Genomic DNA, 20323 nt, shown 5'->3' on the forward strand with positions numbered 1-20323 from the left:
ATAAGGGAGGAAACACAGTGAGCAAGGAACAGTCGGAGCAGGATATAAGTAATGATATCGCCATCGTCAGCATGGTGTGCCGGTTCCCCGGGGTGGATTCCGTGGAGCAGTATTGGGAGCTTCTCGCTAGTGGAACGGATGCGCTGCAGCTAAGCCCCGCACCGGCAGGACCAGGCATAGAACCCCTGAGCCGCCTGGGGAGCGAAGGTCTGATCCCGGTGAATACTTCATTGAAGAATACTGAGAAATTTGATGCTGCCTTCTTCAAGCTGACCGGCAGGGAAGCCGAAATCACCGATCCGCAGCATCGGCTTTTTATGGAGAGCGCCTGGGAGGTACTGGAGAAGGCAGGGTATAACCCGCTGAATTATCCCGGACTGATTGGTTTGTTCGCAGGAGTCAGCACTAGTACTTACCTGATTAACCACTTGCTTGCGGACAGGGACCGGAACGAATCCGTCAGTGATTTGCAGCTTATGATCGCCAACGACAAGGACCATATGACCGCCCAAATTGCCTATCGCCTAAATATTTGCGGACCTGTCGTTGCCGTACAGACTTCTTGTTCGACTTCTCTCGTAGCAACGCATCTGGCCTGTGAAAGTCTGCTCAGCGGACAATGCGACCTTGCACTGGCAGGGGGCGTGACGCTCAAATTCCCGCAAGTTCCGGGCTACCTGCACCGCCAAGGGGGACTGACCGCAGCAGATGGGATGATTCACGCTTTTGACGCAGAGGCTACTGGGACTGTATACAGCAATGGCCTGGGAATCGTCGTCTTGAAAAGGCTTGAAGATGCACTGCGGGACGGAGATACGATCCAGGCCGTAATCAAAGGCTCGGCAATTAACAGCGACGGCGCTAACCGGATCGGCTACGCTGCTCCCGGTGTAGATGGCCAGGCGGCGGTCATTGCTGAAGCCATGAGCATCGCCCAAGTCCAGCCGGATGCAATCAGCTACGTTGAAGCTCACGGCAGCGGCACGCCGCTTGGAGATGATATAGAGCTTGAGGCGCTAAGCAGAGCGTTTGCAGCGGCGCGCTCCAACCGTTTTTGTGCAATTGGTTCGGCCAAAACCAACATCGGCCATGTCGAGATGGCTTCTGGGGCAGCCGGTCTGATCAAAACAGCCTTGGCGCTCAAGCACCGGAAAATTCCGGCAAGCCTTCATTTTGAGACACCGAATCCCAAGCTTGAGGAGCATAGCAGCCCCTTCTACGTGAATGATATGCTTGCGGACTGGGATGCCGGTGAACATGGGCGGTATGCCGGAGTCAGCTCCTTTGGACTAGGTGGAATCAATGCCCATTTGGTGCTGACGGAAGCACCGGTTCAGGCGGAAGGGGATGCGGAGAACCGCTGCGAGCTTCTGGTCCTGTCGGCCAAGACAGCAAGTGCGCTGGAGCGGATGTGCGCCAATATGGCGGCTCATATAGAAATACACCCGCAGCTTAATCTAAGCGACGTGGCCTATACCCTTAAGACAGGACGGGCGGTATTTGCCGTTTCAAAAGCTATTGTTTTTCGCGGGCGCACCGATCTGCTGGAGCAGCTAAGGGCTGCGGGTGTAACGGGTACTACACGTCAGGGGTCTGCAGCGGAGGGCAAGCCGGCAGTTTGTCTAAGCTTCTCACAAAACTGTGTGCTCTCTGCAGAGGAGGCCCGCGATTTATACGAATCCAATCCGACATTTCAGCAGTTGATTAGCGAACTGTCCGACCAAATCCGCCGCTCATATCCACTCGACCTGAGACATTATGTTCGGTCCGCCCTTGCACCTGAAGCTTCTTCCGCTACCGGGAGGATGCTGTCGTTTGCGCTGCAATTGGCGCTTGGCCGCCTGTTCCTTGGCTGGGGCATCCAAGCCTCTTCCATCGTTGGTACAGGAATAGGCGACTGGGTCAGACTGGTGTTGAAGGGCGAATGCGCCTTGGAGGATGCTTTACATCAGCTCATCAGCGAAGACAAGGATCATACTTCCGGTCATGCACCTGAACAGGTGGAGCAGGTCTATGTCCTGAACCTGGGCAAGCCCAGCCAATCCGACGGGCAGATTGCAGCGGCAGGCCAAGCACCAGGACTATATTGGCTGCAAAGCGAAATCGCCCGATTATGGCTGGCAGGCGCTGAACTGGATTGGGCGCTGTATTACGAAGGAGAACACAGACGCAAGCTGGAGCTCCCAACCTATCCTTTTGAACGAGGTGTATTCTGGATTGGCCCTTCCAGCGGACGTTCCACAGCAGATGTTGAGAGTGGAAGCCGCCAAGGAAACAGAACGGCAGACAATAACTATTATCAGCAGAAAGTCAAAGAAATCTGGGAGCAGAGCCTTGGGCTCGAGATCGCGGATGGACAGGAGACCTTCTTCGAGCTGGGCGGGCATTCCCTGCTGGCGACCCAAATTTTGTTTGTGATGAACAAGACCTTCTGTACAGAAATTACGCTCCAGCAATTTTTCGATCACCCTACTGTGGACGATCTGGCTGCATTGGCAGCGGAGCAAGCCGGGCAAGGCATCAGTGCGTATACTGATCTTCCTGAGGTGCAGATTGCTTTGGCGGAGCGGTATGAACCCTTTCCACTGACCGATGTGCAAAAGGCCTACTGGATCGGCCGTTCTGAGGGCCTGGAGCTTGGAAATGTATCGACCCATATGTATTTTGAAAATGATGTCGCTGACCTTAATCTAAGCACGTTCCAGCAGGCGTTCCAAGCGCTGATTGACCGGCATGACATGCTTCGCTCGGTGATTCTTCCGGATGGGCAGCAGCAGATTCTGCCTCAAGTTCCCAGCTATATAATCCGTTCCTATGACATCACCGCTTTTGGGGAAGAGGAGCGAAGCGCCCATGTGCGGTCTATTCGTGAAGAGATGTCGCACCAGGTGCTGGATTGCTGCCAGTGGCCGTTGTTTGATGTCCGCGCGACGCGGCTGCCTGAAGGCCGGGTCCGGCTGCATATCAGCGTCGATCTGCTAATCGCTGATGCCTGGAGCCTGGAGCTGCTGCTGCGCGAGCTCTCTGTACTTTATCTGAATCCTGCCCATGCCTTCGAGCCGCTGACCTTGTCCTTCCGCGATTATGTGCTGGCCACTGCAGAGATTGAAAAAAGCGAATTATTCCGCCGCTCCGAGACGTACTGGAAGGGCCGGCTGGACTCCCTGCCAATGGGACCGCAGTTTGAACTTGTGAAGGAACCGTCCCAAGTGCTGAAGCCGGAATTCAGACGGCGGCAGCATGTCATCTCCGCACCACACTGGAAGCAGCTCAAAAAGAGAGCGGAAGGTTATGGCATTACCTCTACGGTGGCTTTACTGTCTGCTTTTTCGGAGGTGCTGACGTTATGGAGCCGCAAGGCGCATTTCGCCCTTAATCTGACCTTATTCAACCGTCTGCCGATCCATCCCGAAGTGGGCGAAGTCATTGGGGACTTCACCTCCCTGACTCTGCTGGAAATTGACAACCGCGAACCGGGTGCCTTCATCAGCCGGGCCCAGCGCCATCAGCGCAGGCTGCTTGAGGATATGGATCACCGCTATTTCAGCGGTGTGCGGGTGACAAGGGAGCTGCTGGCCAAATACAAAGAGCCATCGAAGGCGATTGTACCCGTAATCTTCACGAGCATTCTGAATCAGACAGAACAAGTTGCGACCGAAGGCCAGCCCGCCCAGGCCTTGCAGGAGGATCGCTACAGTGTCTCGCAGACTCCTCAGGTGTGGCTGGATCACCAGGTGCTGGAACGGGATGGGGAATTGCATTTCAATTGGGATTCTGTAGATGAACTGTTCCCGGCCGGCATGCTGGACGAGATGTTCGCTGCATATTGCGAGCTGCTGGACATGCTGGCTAAGGAAGCCCAAGTCTGGGATGAACCACTGCCCCTGAGTATGGAGCTTTCGCGCAGTATGCCGCACCGCGAACGTCTTCATGAGGTTGCAACATTCCATACCCGGCCACTGCTGCCTAATCCGTCACCCGGATCACTGCTGGAACGTTACCACAACAATGTACGGCAACGACCGTCCGCAGTGGCACTTATCACTTCTGGAGGGCAGCTTAGTTATTCCGAATTGAATGACTATGCCGATTACGTTGCCGGTCAGCTTATCCTAAATGGAATCCGTCCGGGCGAACCGGTGGCCGTTGTGATGCACAAGGGCTGGGAGCAGATTGCTGCCGTGCTTGGGATTCTCAAGGCTGGCTGCGCGTATCTACCCGTGGATGCCTCGCTTCCCCAAGCCCGGATAGCTGAGCTTCTGCGGCTTGGACAAGTCGCAAATGCTGTCATTCAGCCCGATTTGGATCACTCAGATTGGCCGCAGCTTATGCACGTTGTTCTTAACGGACAGTGCAAGCCGGACGGCAAATACGGGGCAGAGGACCCAGAGGCGGCAGACCGCCTGGCGTATATTATGTTCACTTCAGGGAGCACGGGCGTTCCCAAAGGTGTCATGGTCAATCACCGCTCTGTTCTCAATACCATTGAAGATATTCTTCACACTTATATAGTTGGACCGAATGATGTCATGTTCGGCCTGTCTGCGCTGAACTTTGACCTGTCCGTGTTTGATATCTTCGGCATGCTCTCTGCAGGAGGCACACTCGTTCTGCCAGACAAGGATCATCTCCGGGACCCTGAACATTGGCTGGAGCTGATGAACAGGACAGGTGTAACCCTCTGGAATACAGTTCCTGCACTCCTCAGCATGCTTACGGAACTGGTCAAAGATACGAATTCGCCAGTCTGCAGCTCGCTGCGTCTTGCTCTGCTTAGCGGTGACTGGATACCACTGGGCTTGCCTCAAGCAACCAGCCGGTTGAAGCCAGGGCTTGAGGTGGTCTCGTTAGGCGGTGCCACCGAAGCAGCCATCTGGTCGATTGCTTACCCGGTTCAGGAGGTGTTGCCTGGCTGGACCAGCATTCCTTACGGACGTTCACTCGCCAATCAACGGGTATACGTGCTGAACGAACGGATGGAGGAGTGCCCTATTGGCGTATGCGGGGAATTGTATATTGGGGGAGAAGGCCTCGCTATGGGCTACTGGCAGGATGAACTGCGAACCCTGGAACGATTCATCCGTCATCCTCTGACCGGCCAGCGGCTCTACCGCACCGGCGATCTCGGAAGATATGCGGAGGACGGAAATATAGAATTCTTGGGCCGGGAGGATCTGCAGATTAAGGTACGCGGGCATCGCATTGAGCTAGGCGAGATCGAAGCTGCCCTGAAATCCCATCCGTATATCAAGGAGGCTACCGTAATCAGCCAAGGGGAAGGCGAACGCAAACGGTTGTCAGCCTATGTGACTGTAGACCGTGAACAGGCTTACGGTGTCGAGGGGATGGCCGGGCAGGAATTGATTACGGGTGCAGTGGACCGGATGTTGTTCAAGCTGAATGAACCCGCATTGCGAAATAATCTATCCGGTAAAAGCTACAGTCTGGCCGATGCAGTGGAAGGCAACGATCCCTTCTTGCGGCGGCGCAGCTACCGCAGCTTTGTGCAGGAGCCGATTTCCCAGCAGCAATTCGGGGCATTTACGTCCGCTTTGTCACAAAGGACTTTCGATGGTCTTCCTTTTCCCAAATTCCAATATGGTTCTGCAGGCGGGCTGTATCCAGTCCAGGTCTATTTCCATCTGAAGCCTGGAGCGGTAGAGGATCTGCCTGGCGGGCTGTATTATTACAACCGCAAGCAGCATCAGCTTGTACTGCTCGAAGAACATCCAAGGATGGATGCTGCCATTCATGCACCGGGGAACCGTGAAGTTTTTGAAGCTTCGGCCTTCCAGATTTTCCTGATCGGCTGCATGGATGCAATCGTCCCTATGTATGGACAAAAGGATGGGCTGGGCTATTCGATGATGGAAGCCGGGATCATCTCGCAGCTCCTGGAAGATAAAGGCCCTGAACACGGAATTGGCTTAATTCAAATGGGTACCCTGGGCTTCGATCACATCCGCCCAATGTTCCGGCTGCGTAGTAACGATGTATATCTGCATTGCCTGCTTGGAGGCGGGATTACGCCTGAGCAGATGACTCTGTCTGGACAGGTGGAAGAGATGAACCTCTATTCTTCCAATAAAACCACTACTAAGGAGAGCAAACCGGACATCGGCAAAGCCCTAACCGGTTATTTAAAAGAGAAATTGCCTTCATACATGGTGCCGTCGGCTATACAGGAGCTGGAGAATTTCCCGCTGACAGCCAATGGCAAAGTAGACCGCAAAGGGCTTGCGCTTCTGGCACCGCAGCTCCCGGAAACCGATGAAGCGGCTGCTATGACGACCGGCGAACTCCCCTCTGGATCAGCTATGTTGCTGCAGCAGATTGCGGATGCCTGGCGCAAAGTTCTGAACCGTCAGGATATTGGCCTGCACGATAACTTCTTCGATCTTGGTGGTGATTCGATCAGTATGGTTGCGCTCTTCCGCGAATTACAGGAAGATTATGGTAGCAGGCTGACTATGATCGAACTATTCAGGTATCCGACGATTAAAGATCTCTGTGAATTTCTGCTGGAAGATGCAGCAGATTCACCGCCGCAGGATGACTTGCCCCTGGAGCGTGAACGGGCTGATTCCCGGCGCAGTTCCCTGGCCCAGTTAGCCGGCAAACAGCGGCAAGGCCGATAAACAACCTAAATTCAGGAGGGAACAGAACATGAAGAAATTTATGCTGCTATTATTTATTGCGCTGCTGGCCTGTCCGAGTGACACTGCCTTATCGGCAGCCGCTCCAGCGGTCAAGATCTCGTGGAATGGAACACCGATAACCTTTACAGGGGCCTCACCGGTTCAGGAGGGCAAGACCTGGCTTGTACCGATCCGGCCTGTCTCCGAAGAACTGGGTGCAGATTTGCAATGGGCTGCCAAAGAAAAGAAGCTTACCCTGTCAACATTTGCCCGAACGGCAATACTGGTTATCGGCAGCAAGCAAATGAAGGTCAATGAGCAGACCATTACTCTTCATGCAGCCCCTAGACAGCACCAGTCCGCCATCCTCGTTCCACTGGAGGCGCTGGAGGCGATTGGGCTTGTAACAGCCTGGAATCCGGCGAAAACCGCAGTGGATCTGAAGCCGGAATTCACCGTTGTTAAAAAGTACGTTTTCCCAATTCAGGTTGCAAGCATCCGTTACCGCGGCCAATACGAGGAAATTACCAAGGTCTTTACCCTGCTTGACAGCAAAGTGAAGGATGTAATCAATGGTCAAGGCATGAGTTTGTATTATGAGCAGAATTATGAACTAGGACATGACACAGAGATTTGCATTCCGGTCAGCAAAGCTGTGGAGGGCGAGTCTATAGAATACAAGGGCCAGAAGATTCCGATAGTTACCAAAACGCTGGAAGGCGGTTATTTCCTGTCGGTGGTTCACCAGGGAACGCCGGATACGCTGGGTGACGTCTGGGCGCAAATGGACTTATATGCTAAAAATACAGGAGTCCAGCTTACATCACCGTCACGGGAAGTATATGTGCATGAGGATCTGAAGGATTACCGTAAACAGGTTACCGAAATTCAGCTCCGGTTCAAAGACCTATGAAGCATTATAACGAAGGTACGTTTTGCTGGGCCGAGCTGGGCAGTGGTGATCCGGCAGCATCCGCTGCATTTTATACCGCATTATTTCCTTGGAGCACACAAACGACAACTATGGAAGATGGGCGAAGCTACACGGTATTCCAATCGGACGAACAAGATGTGGCTGCCATGTATTCCTTAGGTGATCCCAAGCTGGCCTCTTTCTGGGGCTGCTACATTGCTGTTCAGGACGTGGAGTTCTCGGCTGCACGTGCCCAGTCACTGGGAGCGGAAATGCTCATTGCCCCAAGACGCATAGGGGACAAGGGCACTATGTGTGCATTCCGTGATCCTACCGGAGCGATGGTGGCCTTATGGGAAGCGGCAGAGCATCTGGGATCGGGCGTTCAGCACGAGCCGTACTCTATCGACTGGCATGAGCTGTATACAACTGATCTGAACGCCGCCGCTCATTTTTATACGGAACTACTGGGATGGTCAATGGAAGAAGTACCTACTCCGTCAGGCCGTTATCTCCAGTTCAAAGTTGGAGCAGACTACGTAGCCGGCATGAAGGCAATTCCCCAGGATATGGCGAACATGAGCAGCGGCTGGGGATTATATTTCAAGGTTTCCGGATGCGAGAAGGTCGCTCAGCAAGCGGTAGCCTTAGGAGCTTCTGTGGTGATCTCCCCAATGCCTGTGCCGGGTGGCGGGACATGTTCCACTTTGCAAGACCCGCAGGGAGCTTTCTTTTCGATCCAGCACGGGTTCTAGGCGCAAATTGTTCCGGGATAGTCCTAAACAGCCGTTTGGCTATCCCGGATATTTCAAAAAGAATAGTGAGGTAGTGACACAATGACCTACTTGCAAATTACCAAAGAAAACATCGAACAAGAACATATCTGCTGCGCCCTGGGCGCGAAGCAATATGAGCAGGCAGTCCGGGACAAAAAGCAATGGCTGAGCGAAAGGATGGAGGAAGGGCTGGTTTTTTACCGGCTGAATGACCGGGCGAAGGTTTTTATTGAATATATGCCTGCCGAGAAGGCTTGGATCCCGCTTAATGCCCCTAACTATATGTACATTAACTGCCTGTGGGTATCTGGAAGACACAAGGACAATGGTCATTCCAAACAGCTTCTGGATAAGTGCAAGGCAGATGCCCAAGCCTTGGGCATGGATGGCATTGTGCATATTGTCAGCAAGAAGAAAATGCCTTATTTGAGCGATAAACGTTTTTTTGAGCATATGGGATTTCAAATCACCGATGAAGCAGATCCTTATTTCGAGTTGGCGGTACTCAAATGGAACGATGAGGGGGAGTACCCGTCTTTTGCACATTCCGTGAAGTCTGCGCCAGCCTCGGGCGACGGGATTTGTATTTATTACACAGCACAATGTCCTTTTGCCGTTGGTGTGTTGGAGGATTTGCGGTCAGTGGCGAAGGAGAGGGGTATCCCGTTTACGGCTCATCTCCTGACTACCCGGGAGGAAGCCCAGGCCGCCCCTTCGGTCTGGACAACCTTCAGTCTGTTTCTTAATGGTACGTTTAGCACTCACGAGATTATGAGTCCGGGCAAGTTCGCGAAACTGCTCGACAGCTCCAAATAGTAAGGATACAGGGAGGAAGAAACTTGAATTTAGCTTATCTTACCGCTTCCGATGTGATCCGGCTGCTTGAACAGGGTGAGGTGAATTCCAGGCAACTGCTGGATTACTATTATGGCCGGATGGACCTTGTGAATGAAGGGCTAAATGCCGTAGTGCAGCAGCAGCGGGAAATTGCCTACGCCCAGGCGGATCAGGCCGACCGGGACAGAAAAGAAGGCCGGAGGTACGGGCCACTGCATGGCCTGCCGCTTACGGTCAAGGAGTCATTTAATGTCAGCGGGATGCTTACAACCTCTGGTGCCCCGCATTTAAAACATAATATTGCTACAGAACATGCGGCCACGGTGCAACGATTGATTCAGGCCGGAGCGATCGTTATGGGGAAAACCAACGTGCCGGTGATGACTGCAGACTGGCAGACCTATAATGATCTATACGGCACGACCAACAACCCTTGGAACACAAACTTGACACCAGGGGGTTCATCTGGCGGCAGTGCGGCCGCTTTGGCGTCTGATTGCACGCCTGTGGAATTCGGCAGCGATCTGATCGGCTGCCTGCGGATTCCTGCGCATTATACCGGTGTATATGCCCATCGCTGCAGTCTTGGAATGCTGTCGCTTAGAGGACATGTTCCCGGAAATCCTCCCGGTGATCCAAGCGAGCCTGATTTGTCGGCGGCTGGCCCGCTGGCCCGAAGCGCCAAGGATCTGCGGCTGATTATGGATGTGCTGTATGATCCCTGGGTAGATGTGCCTGTCCCTCCTGATTTCCGCACTAACACATTAAAGGAGCAAGCGAAGATTAAAGTCCTGACCTGGTTTGAAACTCCGGAGCATGAAATAGATGAACATATTAAACGCAGATATGCTGATTTTACCGCAGGTTTATCAAGGATGGAGGGGGTGGAGGTTCACCACGGAATGCCTCCTGAGATCCAGATGGACAAGCTGTTCGACCTGGCTATGCAGCTGTCTGGACGGCTTGTCGGCACCTCGTTCAATTCAAGGCAGCGCCTGACTGCAAGTCTGGCCTCCCTTGGCTTGCGGGCATCCCGTTTGGTGACGAAGGCTTTTCCTGAAGGGCTAGAGGACTATTACCGGGCAATGAATCAGAGTGAGGGAGAACAAGCGGAAACGGACCGTCTGCGTCAGGAATATAACCGTGTGATCACTTCCTTACTTCAGGAATATGATGTTCTGCTGCTGCCCATCAGTCCGGTATTGGCAATTCCCCACATGCAGCAGGCGGTAACTAGAAGGGTTCTGGAAGTGAATGGACGAGCAACTGGTTATAACGAGCATTTAATCTGGAATATCCTCGCGACTGTCTTTGGACTGCCTGCCACAATTTTGCCGCTGAACCGCTCTAACGATGAATTACCTTGTGGAATCCAGATCATCAGTGGGCATTTCAAGGATCATATCACCATTGACTTTGCCGAAATATGCGAGTCATTGACAGAGGGATTTCAAATTCCTCCTGGCTATTCATAACTCTACTGCTCACCTTACATCTTCAAAATCACGATAAATATTATTTTCATCTTCAATAGTTTACGGATAGAAATGAGTAATAAAAGCACAGGGCCGCGGCTATGTGCTTTTTATTTGGCGGCTGCTTATGCCGGGCAGTGCATGTATAGCCGCTCGCCTGATCTGTTATGTAATCGGCTCAAGCCGGTTCACTATGCGATGCCTCGCGTTCTGCGGCCGATTGTACCTCAAGCTTACGGACAAGGGAGGGAAGTGAAAAAAGGTAGAAGAAGCTGACGGCTACTGTACATAGCCCGAGTATATAGTGCAGCCAAGTCACCGAAATCCAGGCGGGAAAGGCCAGGGCGACAATGCCCAGTGCCATGGAGTGGCCCAGCATTATGACCGGATCAATCAAAGCATTAACCCTGCCCATATTACGGGCAGGAACCAATTCGGGCATCCAGCTGCCAAGAACGATATTGATTGGCGCAATTGCAATACCCGCGAGCAGAATAATGACTAAGTATACCTCGACCTGACCGGCATAACCCAGCCCCCCAATAAGCAGGCTGGCTACGAATAACCCCGTTATAAGCACCGGAGTCCGGGTGAAGCGGGCAATGAGACGAGGACCGAGAATGCTGCCCAGCAGGAAGCCGATGCCAAGAAAAACGGTAATCATCGAGGAATAGACGACATAATTATCGGGACTCAGCTTATATTTCATTGCAAAAATCGGAAGCACAGCAAACACACCATTTACGATCCCGAAGAACAAAAATCCGCTGATAAGTACGAGCAGCAGCCGATTTCCGGTGATATAACGAAGACCCTGCCAGAAATCTGTAATGAGGTGCGAAAAGCGAAGCTCCCGAATGCGGTTCTTGCCGTTAGGCATCCGGGCATTCTCGGGAAAATCCCCCCAGGCCAGCAGCAGACCCGAGATTAGAAAACTGGCACCGTCGGCGATGATAGCGCCTTCAATTCCAACAAAATGATAAGCAGTCGCTCCCAGGCTCATCCCGAATAACATGAACATTCCCATAACGATCTGGTTTAACCCCGATGCCTGAACATACTGGTCATGACCGATGCTTCCCTGCAGCAGCCCCATCTCAGCCGGACCAAAAAATTTGGATATCGAGCTGCGCAGAAACAGGACCAGAAAGCATAGCACGATTAAATCATAATGCACGAATACCAGCAGCAGCAAGGTCAATCCGGCACGGATCCAATCGCTGTATGCGGCGATATGCTTTCGGTCGAACCGGTCGGCCACAACACCAACGATCCAGAATACTGCCAGTGTAGGCAAGGAATACATCAACTCCGCGGTCGTTGCCAGGGAGGGGCGCTCGCTGAACCGGTCTACCAGATAATAGGCAAAAGCCATGTTACCGACCACCGTACCCAGTTGGGAAGCAAAAGCCGCAATAAACAGCTTGCAGAACACAGGATTGCGAAAAAGTGACTTCATTGAATCTCCTCCCTTAAACCAAAGAAATCCATTGCTTGGCCGGCTGACGGTTGAAGCAGACTGTACAGATAGTGAAGTAGTGCATTGAATTGCATACCGGTATCCGCTTGCCTGGTGCCAACCGTGATGGAATGTGTAACGATACCTTCCTGAAAGGATGAGACCACCCTGGATATCTCACTAAGATCCATGACTGGAGTTAATTCACCGCGGCTTACCCCCGTCCGAAGCAAATCTGCAAAACGTTCGATGCCTCTTTCGTACCGTCTTTCAAGCAGCTCTCTGCGTGAAGAATCACGCCAGCCGACTAGAAAATACTCGTAAAAAGCAGGCATCATTCCGCCGCCCTCCATTTGCTCCAAATCATGAAGCTGCTGGGTATAGAGTGTGATAATGACCTGCCAAATGGATGATGAAGCAGCCTTCAAGTATTCAAGATACTGTTCATACTCAAGATCCTGACGATCCAGCAAGGCTTCAAAAATTTCCTCCTTCGTTTGATAATAGAGGTAAATCCAGCCCCGGCTCATGCCAGCTTCCTCGATAATATCCTTCAGCGAGACCGCGCCGTAGCCTTTTCTACTAAATACGCATTTAGCAGCATCCAATATCTGCCGGCTTCGCTGTTCTTTCCGGTGATCCGTCAATCGGGGAGACATTTACCCGCCACCTTTCTAAGTATCCAAAATGAACCGCGTGTCATTATTATTTTAATGACACGCGGTTCATTTTGCAACAAATAAATAGGAGGCTGGAAGAGGAAGGCAGTCAGCCGTCCTACCGTGCCATGTTATAGTATCGAATCTGAATTCCAAGGGTCAGACTGTTGTTTCCGGAGTTGTAATTCCAGTTGGTGCCGCCTTCTACAGCCCAGTAATGTCTGATAAAAAATCCTTTTACATACTTAATTTAGTATTTAAGGGTGATATATTAAAATTAGATGGGAAAAAGACGATATATAGGGAATTAAAGGAATTGCATGAAGGAGATGACACAATGGCAATGTCAGCCGTTAGCTATGAACATTTGCATATACTTCCTTTTGAGATGAGACTGCATCATGTGACGTTGGTCAAGAAAATCAATGACCACGCCAAATTGACGTTTACGGGCATGATCTCGGAAGATAGGGAAGAGCATTATGTACGGATGGCGGATGAGAATACCCCGGTAGAGCTTCTGTATACCGACGAGAAAGGAAATAGGAAGCGATTGTTTCATGGCACGATCCTCAAACTCCGTGTCAAGGTCGATAAGGAAGCCTACTGGCTGGAAGCGGAAGCCATCTCTCATACCCACGCAATGGATCTCAAACCGCAGACGCGTTCCTACCAGAACAATTCTATGCTCATTCCCGATTTAATGCAGAAGATCAGCGGGTACTACCCCAATGGGCAAAGCTTTAATACGTTTGTGGAAGATAAAAGACTGGATGCGTATACCCTGCAATATCAGGAGACAGACTGGCAGTTTCTGAAGCGTCTGGCCTCCCGTTATCACACGGTGCTGGTTCCTGTATCCACGGAAGACAGCGTTCGCGTGTATTTGGGCATTCCAGATCATCGGGACGCAGGCAGGATAGAAGCTACCCATTACCGGATGTACAAGGATATATTAGCCTTCAAAAAAGAGGCGGGAAACGGAGAGAGCGGGCTTAGTGAACGGGATTATATTTGTTATGAAGTGATGCTGAACAATCAGGTGCTTGAACTTGGAGATCAGGTCACCTTCAAAGGCCAGCAGCTTCACGTGTTCGAGGTACGGACCGAAATGAAGCAGGGTCTGCTTACACATCACTACACCCTCTGTCTGAAACGGGCAGCTTACCGGCGCATGAAGTATAATTCCAAGCTGATAGGCTCTTCCCTCTCAGGAAAAGTCATGGAAGTGGTCCGGGATGAGGTCAAGGTGCAGCTCGATTACGATCAGGACTGGAGCCTCGCGATCGCTAGCCCTTTTCCGTATTCCACGATGTATGCCTCGGACGATCAGACGGGATGGTACTGTATGCCGGAAAAAGGCGACACTGTCCGGATCTATTTCCCCAATGCGAAGGAAGCAGAAGGCATTGCACTCAGTTCTGTGCGGAAGAAGGTGCCGGAAGAAGCAATGGCTCCCGCATCCAAGCCGGGCAGTACATCCGCTGCTGCAGGCAGACACAGCCAAAATGTGACGACGACCGTAGTCCAGCAAGAACAGCTGCAGCCTGTTATTCATTACGACAAGGATCTAAAGGAAGATTTAATGGCCAATCCGAACACGAAGTTCTTGTTGACGCCAACCGGCCAGAAGATCACGTTCGAGGAAGATAAAATCATCATTACCGGTGCGACCGGGGGCGCAACGCTTACTTTAACGAGTGCGGGCACGATTATTCTGAATTGTGAGAATAAGATTACATTGCAGGCCAGCAAGCAAATTGAAATGGTCTCGGAATCCATTATGATGGTTGCCAACCAGATTGAAATGTCCACCAAGGACGGAAACGGCGGCTTTACGATGGATCAGGGGCAGGTCGTGATTAAAGGCATCGAAGTGCTGATGAATCAATAGAACACACCGAAGAGAGGAGCGCACGGGATGCACGACCTGGAGATATGGAACCATTTTATAGAAGAAGATGTCCTGCCTCAGCGAAATGAGCAAATTAAATCCTTACATACCTATTACGTTCAGCATAAAAAACAGATCACCACCCAACTCGTCCCGCTGTTTGACCAGTTCTGCGAGAAGGTACAACTCCAGCAGCAAGAGGGGAAATTAATGAAATGCGCCTATCTTCATCTCTCCCTGCTCCGGACGAGCCTGAACGAAGGGAAGCCCGTCTATATGCTGGAGGCCAGCGACAGGGACACGGAAAGCAAGGTGCAGCTGACACCTTTTCATTATGATGCAGGCTGGATCTACGGATTCGCGGACGCTTGGGATCAAGCATGTGAGGAGAAACGCAGACGTTATTTAAACCGTATTCACCGCCATTCGTTCGAAGTCTGGAAGGCCCGGCAGCTGTATCCGTTCCACATCTATATGGTACATGCTGTTCGTTATGCCATGGATACCATCCGGCAGCTTGTTTCTTTCCAAAACCTGGAGAAAGACAGTGCATTTGAAGTGCGTGTCGGTCAATTTCGGGACCCTGAGGTCAGTGAATCTGTGTACCGCGTCAATGAAAGGCAACGTTCCTCCATTACTTGCAAAGGGTGGCTGGAAAATAAGTCAGATCAGGAATACATCTATGAACATATTGCCAAGGTCAACTTGTCCCGTGGCTATTACGAAGGCGTTGATCTGAGTTATGCAAGGTTTGAAGAGGTGACGCTGACCGGAAGTCATTTCGGGGGCAGCCGAATGCTCGGTACCCGCTTCGAGCGCTGTGTGTGCGATCAGGCCGATTTTCGCGAGAGTCTTCTGGTGGATGCGGACTTTCGCGATTGTGACCTGACTTCTGCAAGGTTCGACCATGTGCTGGGAATTCGGGACATGGCGGCAGAAGCACATGGCTTGGTATTCGGCTTGAATGGCGTGTTGTTTCAACAGGCCAATCTGACGTTTGCCAGCTTTCAGGGCGCGAGAATTGCCGGAGATTTCACAGGTGCACAGCTGGAAGGGACGAATTTCACAGGTGCAGACTTGACGGGAAGCCGAATGCTGGAGCGGGATGCTGCTTCGGTAACACTGACCAAGGAACAGCGTGGCACGATGATCTGGGTGGGGGAGGCGCAGCATGAGTAGCATGAAGTACTTCGTGCTGGAGCATGACCGGCGCTTGCCGGCAAATGGAGTGAATCTGGCATTCCCGGAACGTATGCTGAAAGGTTATGGGTATGCCGGGCCACAGGAAATCGTCTACACCAAGCCGGGCAATCTCCTCTCTGCCAGCAGTCTGATCGAACATCCGATATTGCTGGTCAGCGAGGAGCTGCGGGCAACTGTAACTAAGCAGCTACCGGACATTCCTTATAAAAGTGTGGTCGTAATGGACCTGGAACAGCAGGGGCAATTTTATTATGCATGGATGGACTTTCCGGAAATTCCTTGTCTTGCACCTGACCGCACAGAGACGGAAAATGGACGGATTCACACCCTTTGGGCAGACACAGAAGCATTAAAGGAAACGGCAATTTTTCAAATTCCATATTACCGGAGTCGTGTGCTGGTTGCACGTGTGGACATCGCTGAGAGCTTGCTTAGAAAAAGTCTGTATGGCTTAAGTGTCAGACCGATCCGGTTGACGAGAGGAGAAACTTGAAATGGGAATTATGGATACCTTGTTGACGAAAAGCACGCTTAACAAGCTCCTGGAATCCCCGTGGCGAAGCGAGGATACGTATGTGACGGCGGGGGCGTATATGCATTGCACGCGAGGCACACATGAGGAAGTGCTGAACAAGCAGGACCCGAACGGTGTGTACATCAATGGCAGGCCGATGTTGACGGTGAAGGATTGTGCGTTATCCACCTCGGAACCGGGAACGGTTCAGGGCGCTATTCCCTTTGACCGAATGGGACAGGCGCTCGATGGAAACTTCTATTCGTTCGGCTATTGCCGGAGTGATATGAATCCGCTGAAGGCGGCTGAGAAAACCTTGGGTTTTACAGATCCTTCGTATATGGTCGACCCCGATCCGGAGGAACCCACAGTAGGCCAGTTTATTTATCCTTGTGCGCCCAAGCTGATGCCAACGGTGCTGGGACCTTCTTCTGCTGGAGGCCCATCCCCTGAACCGCAATTCAAGCTGTCAGGTGCAGTATCTGCGCTGACCACATTGCTGGAGCGCTTAGCAGGCGCTCAGACAGAGTGGACCAACGGCAGTCCGAATGTTTCTATTCAAGGGGTACAGGCGCTGACCAGCAAGTCCTGCTTATTTTGCCAGTATGGAGGTCAGATCCGGTTGCTCACGAATGGAATGGACCCGGCGCCGCCTGAGTTCTCCGCGAGATAAAGAAGAGAGGTGATGGTGAGGGCATGGGAGCAGAGTATCACGGGGATGGCTACGAGCTGCAGTGGCCTTATGAGCTAAAAGCGATCCGCAGTTTCCGGATTGAACGGAAATTTAATACACATGCGCGGTGCACGTTTACGGCGGTCATGACGGAAGAAGAAGCGGAAGCCTGCTTGCTGAGAAGCAGCTTCGAGGACAGCCTTGTCTTCCGCAAACCGACCAAGCCGCGGGTGGAGAGCTGGTTCGCCGGCGGCATTACGAATGTAGATATCCAAATGGAAGACGGGATTTCGCATGTGCAAATCGAGGCGCTCTCACGCAGCTATGCGATGGATATGGAGCCGAAGAACCGGTCGTACCAGAATAAGCATCTGACTTATTCGGAAGCCATTGCAGGGCTTGCTGCGAACTATCCCGGAGGGGATGCGCACAATATGGCGACGGGCAAGCAGGACGCCCTGGGCACCTTAATGGTTCAATACGGTGAAACTGACTGGCAGTTTATGAAACGGCTGGCTTCCCGGGTGGGGACAGTGATCTTGCCGGATGTCACACTGGATGCACCGCGCGTCTATTTCGGCGTGCCGGACCTGTCCTGGGGAGAGGAGCTGAAGTCCAAACATTATACGGTCATAAAGGACCGGGCCGCCTATGAAGAGCTGAAGGCGCATGCGGAAGGAACGGAAGCGGATCAGCTCCATGAGGGGGATTTTGTCCGTTACCGGGTGGTCAGCGGTCAATATTGCCAGGTCGGAGACGATGTTCTTTTTAAGAATCAGATGTGGGTCGTCTCCGAATCGGTGATCAGCTATGAATCCGGGCTGCTACAGTATGAATATGTGCTGGTGAAACGCCAGACATTGCGAAGGAAGTCGCGGCGCAATGAGGCGATTCAAGGGGTATCCCTTGAAGGCAGGGTCGTGAAACGGGCAAACAATATGGTGAAGGTGCACCTTGACATCGATGCCGGGCATGACACACAAGGGAACTGGTGGTTTCCGTACTCTGGGGAAGGGAACAATATCTTTCACTGTCTGCCGGAGGAAGGTGCGCGGATCAAGGTGTATTTTCCAAGCGGGGTAGAGAAGAAGGCGATAGCGATTAACTCGGTTCGCGGCGGGAGCGAGGAGATGAAGAGCCGGACAGTGTTCCAGAAGCCGACGACGAAGGTGTTCGAGATGCCGGGCGAAGCGAAAATGCAGCTGGGAGACGACGGCGTCCTGTTCCAGAAAGGGACGGTCAGCCTGCATTTAGATGGCGGGAACATCACCGTTAATGCCAGCGAGGATCTATTGCTGGTAGCGAGCAATCGGATGGAGCTGGGAAGCGGGGACGGAAAGAGTATACTGGAATCCATCCGGATGCGGGCAAAGCAGCAGATTACGCTGCAAACGAACGCCGCCCATTATATGGTCGTCAGCGAGAAGCGGGTGGGCATCCATAGCAGCAAGATCGACTTCCAGAAAGTCGAAGTGGATTACATGGAGCTGCTGACGGATGCCGAGCTGAAGGAGCTGTATATTGACGAGCTGGCCAAAGGTGAAATCATGATGCAAGAAATAGATTTAAGCCTTAAATTAGGTGCGGCCACGCAATTAACAGAAGGACAAAGAGCCGATATCCGCTCCAAAGTGGCGGCTGAAGCGAGCAGCAATCCGGGTACACATGAAGCGGCACGAAGCTGGATGGGCGGGAAGGCGGCGGAAGAACAGCAGAGCGCCTATAAGAAGAGGTATGGCCAGCAGACCGCCAGCGAGCCGGAGAAGCAGGGCGAGGAAGAAAAACAAGCGGAGCTGGAGAAGAACCAGCAGCTCTATGAGGTGGAGGACCGGAACCGGACAGCGGTTCATGCCTGGAATCAAAGTGCGGAGAGGATCATAGAGCAAGGCAGAAAGGAAGGTAAATCGCGAGCGGAGATCGAGGCGTTGATACCAGCGCGGCCAGAACTGGCCGCAAGCGCACCTCAGAAAAACAAGCAGCCGGGAGTTATGGAGCGACTGCTGGATGCAACGGGAATACGTCATCTAGTGGACAAGATGAAGCCTGTCCTGGAGCCCGCGCTGGATGACTGGCTGCTGCAGAATGTCGTGCCGCAGAAACCAGATTATCTGAGCAAAAAAATGGAGAAAACAGTATACTTATCTCGATATACGTTCCAGGTATTAATCCTGGACCCCCAAATGCTAGTCGCGGAGTTCAACCTCTTATTCGGCGTGGTGGCGATCATCTCGGCGATTCCGACAGCCGGAGGATCGTTATATCTCTTGGCGGCTGCAGACATCGCCTATAGCGTAGGCGTGATCGTGGTCAACGTGGAGAAGTTGAACGATCTCAAGAACGGAAACGCCTATACGAATCCGACCTTCCTCGGCATGGACCAGTCACTGCTGGATGGACTGGGGATTGGCATCGCCTTTGTGAGCCTAGCCAGCCTGCTCAAGCACGGCTTGTATAAGGCTGCAGATAAAATAGCGAACCGCAAGAATATTGCGGCGCTGGATGATGCTTTGAAGGCATTGACGAACGAAGCGGACACCACTGCTAGACTTAAAACAAACCTGCCCAATGAAATGGTGGTTAAAGATGGCGGTTTGATGGATGACTTAGCAAAGAGCAAGAGTCTTGCAGGGGCAGATGACGCCAGGACAGTGGGAAAACCAAAAGCGGAGGGTTCGTCGCGGTCGGTTGAGGGGACGGGTGATGGTGTACCTCCATGGCAATCTAAGATGCCCATGTTTAAGGAGGATTGGGATGATTATTTTCGAGCTAAGTACGGAGATGGGAATGTTAAATGGAAATTCACATCAACACCTGAACTAGAAAAACATATAAGGGATAGGGAATTTTACGATCCTGCTACTGGAGAACCTCACAAAAATAAAAAAGGGATTGTTGGTGCACATAACGAGAAAGAGTTTTACAAAAATGATGTAAAAGTTGTAGACTCAAATAAGGTTTACGATATTTATGGAAGAGAAGTGAAGGGAATTACACAAGTTGAATATAGTGTTCCAGAGCTGGATGCAAAAACAAGACAACCGACTGGTAACTATAATCAAAAAACTAATACGAAAACCATTTATGATCCAGAGATAATATCAGATGGCGAGTACATTAGAAGTGGATTGGAAGCTGCAGAGGATGCTTTGGCAAAGGAGTCATCTGGAGTCTTGCCAACTGTTTGGTTAGGCGTGGATTCAAAAGGTGTATCATGGATTGGATATTTCAGAAATGGCAAAATTGATTCGTTTTTTCCGGCAACACCTAATCCATAGGAGGAAG

The 20323-nt window shown here is 51.9% G+C and carries 12 protein-coding genes; 10 read left to right on the forward strand and 2 right to left on the reverse strand.

Annotated elements, in window-relative coordinates; genetic code table 11:
- The first annotated feature begins 17 nt into the window (after window positions 1-17).
- The 5 genes from NST99_RS17605 (at window position 18) to NST99_RS17625 (ending at window position 10639) form a co-directional block, all read left to right on the forward strand.
- Complete coding sequence (locus tag NST99_RS17605; protein WP_341093391.1) at window positions 18-6638, forward strand: amino acid adenylation domain-containing protein; 6621 nt, start codon at window positions 18-20, stop codon at window positions 6636-6638.
- A 28-nt stretch (window positions 6639-6666) separates the two neighbouring features.
- Window positions 6667-7551, forward strand: a complete 885-nt coding sequence (locus NST99_RS17610; protein ID WP_341093392.1) for a stalk domain-containing protein — start codon at window positions 6667-6669, stop codon at window positions 7549-7551.
- Complete coding sequence (locus NST99_RS17615) at window positions 7548-8306, forward strand: VOC family protein (RefSeq protein ID WP_341093394.1); 759 nt, start codon at window positions 7548-7550, stop codon at window positions 8304-8306. The genes NST99_RS17610 and NST99_RS17615 overlap by 4 nt, the downstream gene beginning before the upstream one ends.
- 81 nt (window positions 8307-8387) lie before the next feature.
- Complete coding sequence (locus tag NST99_RS17620) at window positions 8388-9143, forward strand: GNAT family N-acetyltransferase (protein WP_341093396.1); 756 nt, start codon at window positions 8388-8390, stop codon at window positions 9141-9143.
- Window positions 9144-9166: 23 nt separating this feature from the next.
- Window positions 9167-10639, forward strand: coding sequence for an amidase family protein (locus tag NST99_RS17625; RefSeq protein ID WP_341093398.1), 1473 nt, complete (start codon window positions 9167-9169; stop codon window positions 10637-10639).
- Window positions 10640-10817: 178 nt separating this feature from the next.
- On the opposite strand, the gene NST99_RS17630 is transcribed toward NST99_RS17625, so the two are convergent.
- Both NST99_RS17630 and NST99_RS17635 read right to left on the reverse strand, forming a co-directional pair.
- The gene (locus tag NST99_RS17630; protein WP_341093400.1) at window positions 10818-12098 is read right to left on the reverse strand and encodes an MFS transporter; all 1281 of its coding nucleotides are present in this window, start codon (window positions 12096-12098) and stop codon (window positions 10818-10820) included.
- Window positions 12095-12757 carry a TetR family transcriptional regulator gene (locus NST99_RS17635; RefSeq protein ID WP_341093402.1) on the reverse strand — a complete coding sequence of 221 codons (663 nt, stop codon included), beginning with the start codon at window positions 12755-12757 and terminating at the stop codon, window positions 12095-12097. Before NST99_RS17635 ends, NST99_RS17630 begins: the two co-directional genes overlap by 4 nt.
- A 337-nt stretch (window positions 12758-13094) precedes the next feature.
- Between NST99_RS17635 and NST99_RS17640 the strand changes: the two genes are divergently transcribed.
- From NST99_RS17640 to NST99_RS17660, 5 genes are read left to right on the forward strand one after another with little or no spacing between them, the layout of a single operon-like run.
- Window positions 13095-14651 (forward strand): contractile injection system protein, VgrG/Pvc8 family, encoded by a 1557-nt coding sequence (locus tag NST99_RS17640; RefSeq protein WP_341093403.1) that lies wholly within the window; start codon window positions 13095-13097, stop codon window positions 14649-14651.
- 27 nt (window positions 14652-14678) lie between these two features.
- Window positions 14679-15830, forward strand: coding sequence for a pentapeptide repeat-containing protein (locus NST99_RS17645; RefSeq protein WP_341093405.1), 1152 nt, complete (start codon window positions 14679-14681; stop codon window positions 15828-15830).
- Entirely contained in the window at window positions 15823-16347 is a 525-nt protein-coding gene (locus NST99_RS17650) for a hypothetical protein (RefSeq protein ID WP_341093407.1), read from the forward strand. Before NST99_RS17645 ends, NST99_RS17650 begins: the two co-directional genes overlap by 8 nt.
- Window position 16348: 1 nt before the next feature.
- Entirely contained in the window at window positions 16349-17041 is a 693-nt protein-coding gene (locus NST99_RS17655) for a PAAR-like protein (RefSeq protein ID WP_341093410.1), read from the forward strand.
- Window positions 17042-17064: 23 nt separating this feature from the next.
- Entirely contained in the window at window positions 17065-20316 is a 3252-nt protein-coding gene (locus tag NST99_RS17660; protein WP_341093412.1) for an EndoU domain-containing protein, read from the forward strand.
- Window positions 20317-20323: the final 7 nt, after the last annotated feature.

Origin of the sequence: Paenibacillus sp. FSL L8-0470 (assembly GCF_038008625.1) — a bacterium.
Classification (GTDB): domain Bacteria; phylum Bacillota; class Bacilli; order Paenibacillales; family Paenibacillaceae; genus Paenibacillus_AQ.

Bases quoted from the DNA above. Each gene is read 5' to 3' on its own strand.
- NST99_RS17610 (WP_341093392.1), top strand. From the start codon at position 6,667: ATGAAGAAATTTATGCTGCTATTATTTATTGCGCTGCTGGCCTGTCCG.
- NST99_RS17615 (WP_341093394.1), top strand. From the start codon at position 7,548: ATGAAGCATTATAACGAAGGTACGTTTTGCTGGGCCGAGCTGGGCAGT.
- NST99_RS17620 (WP_341093396.1), top strand. From the start codon at position 8,388: ATGACCTACTTGCAAATTACCAAAGAAAACATCGAACAAGAACATATC.
- NST99_RS17630 (WP_341093400.1), bottom strand. From the start codon at position 12,098: ATGAAGTCACTTTTTCGCAATCCTGTGTTCTGCAAGCTGTTTATTGCG.
- NST99_RS17635 (WP_341093402.1), bottom strand. From the start codon at position 12,757: ATGTCTCCCCGATTGACGGATCACCGGAAAGAACAGCGAAGCCGGCAG.
- NST99_RS17640 (WP_341093403.1), top strand. From the start codon at position 13,095: ATGGCAATGTCAGCCGTTAGCTATGAACATTTGCATATACTTCCTTTT.
- NST99_RS17645 (WP_341093405.1), top strand. From the start codon at position 14,679: ATGCACGACCTGGAGATATGGAACCATTTTATAGAAGAAGATGTCCTG.
- NST99_RS17650 (WP_341093407.1), top strand. From the start codon at position 15,823: ATGAGTAGCATGAAGTACTTCGTGCTGGAGCATGACCGGCGCTTGCCG.
- NST99_RS17655 (WP_341093410.1), top strand. From the start codon at position 16,349: ATGGGAATTATGGATACCTTGTTGACGAAAAGCACGCTTAACAAGCTC.
- NST99_RS17660 (WP_341093412.1), top strand. From the start codon at position 17,065: ATGGGAGCAGAGTATCACGGGGATGGCTACGAGCTGCAGTGGCCTTAT.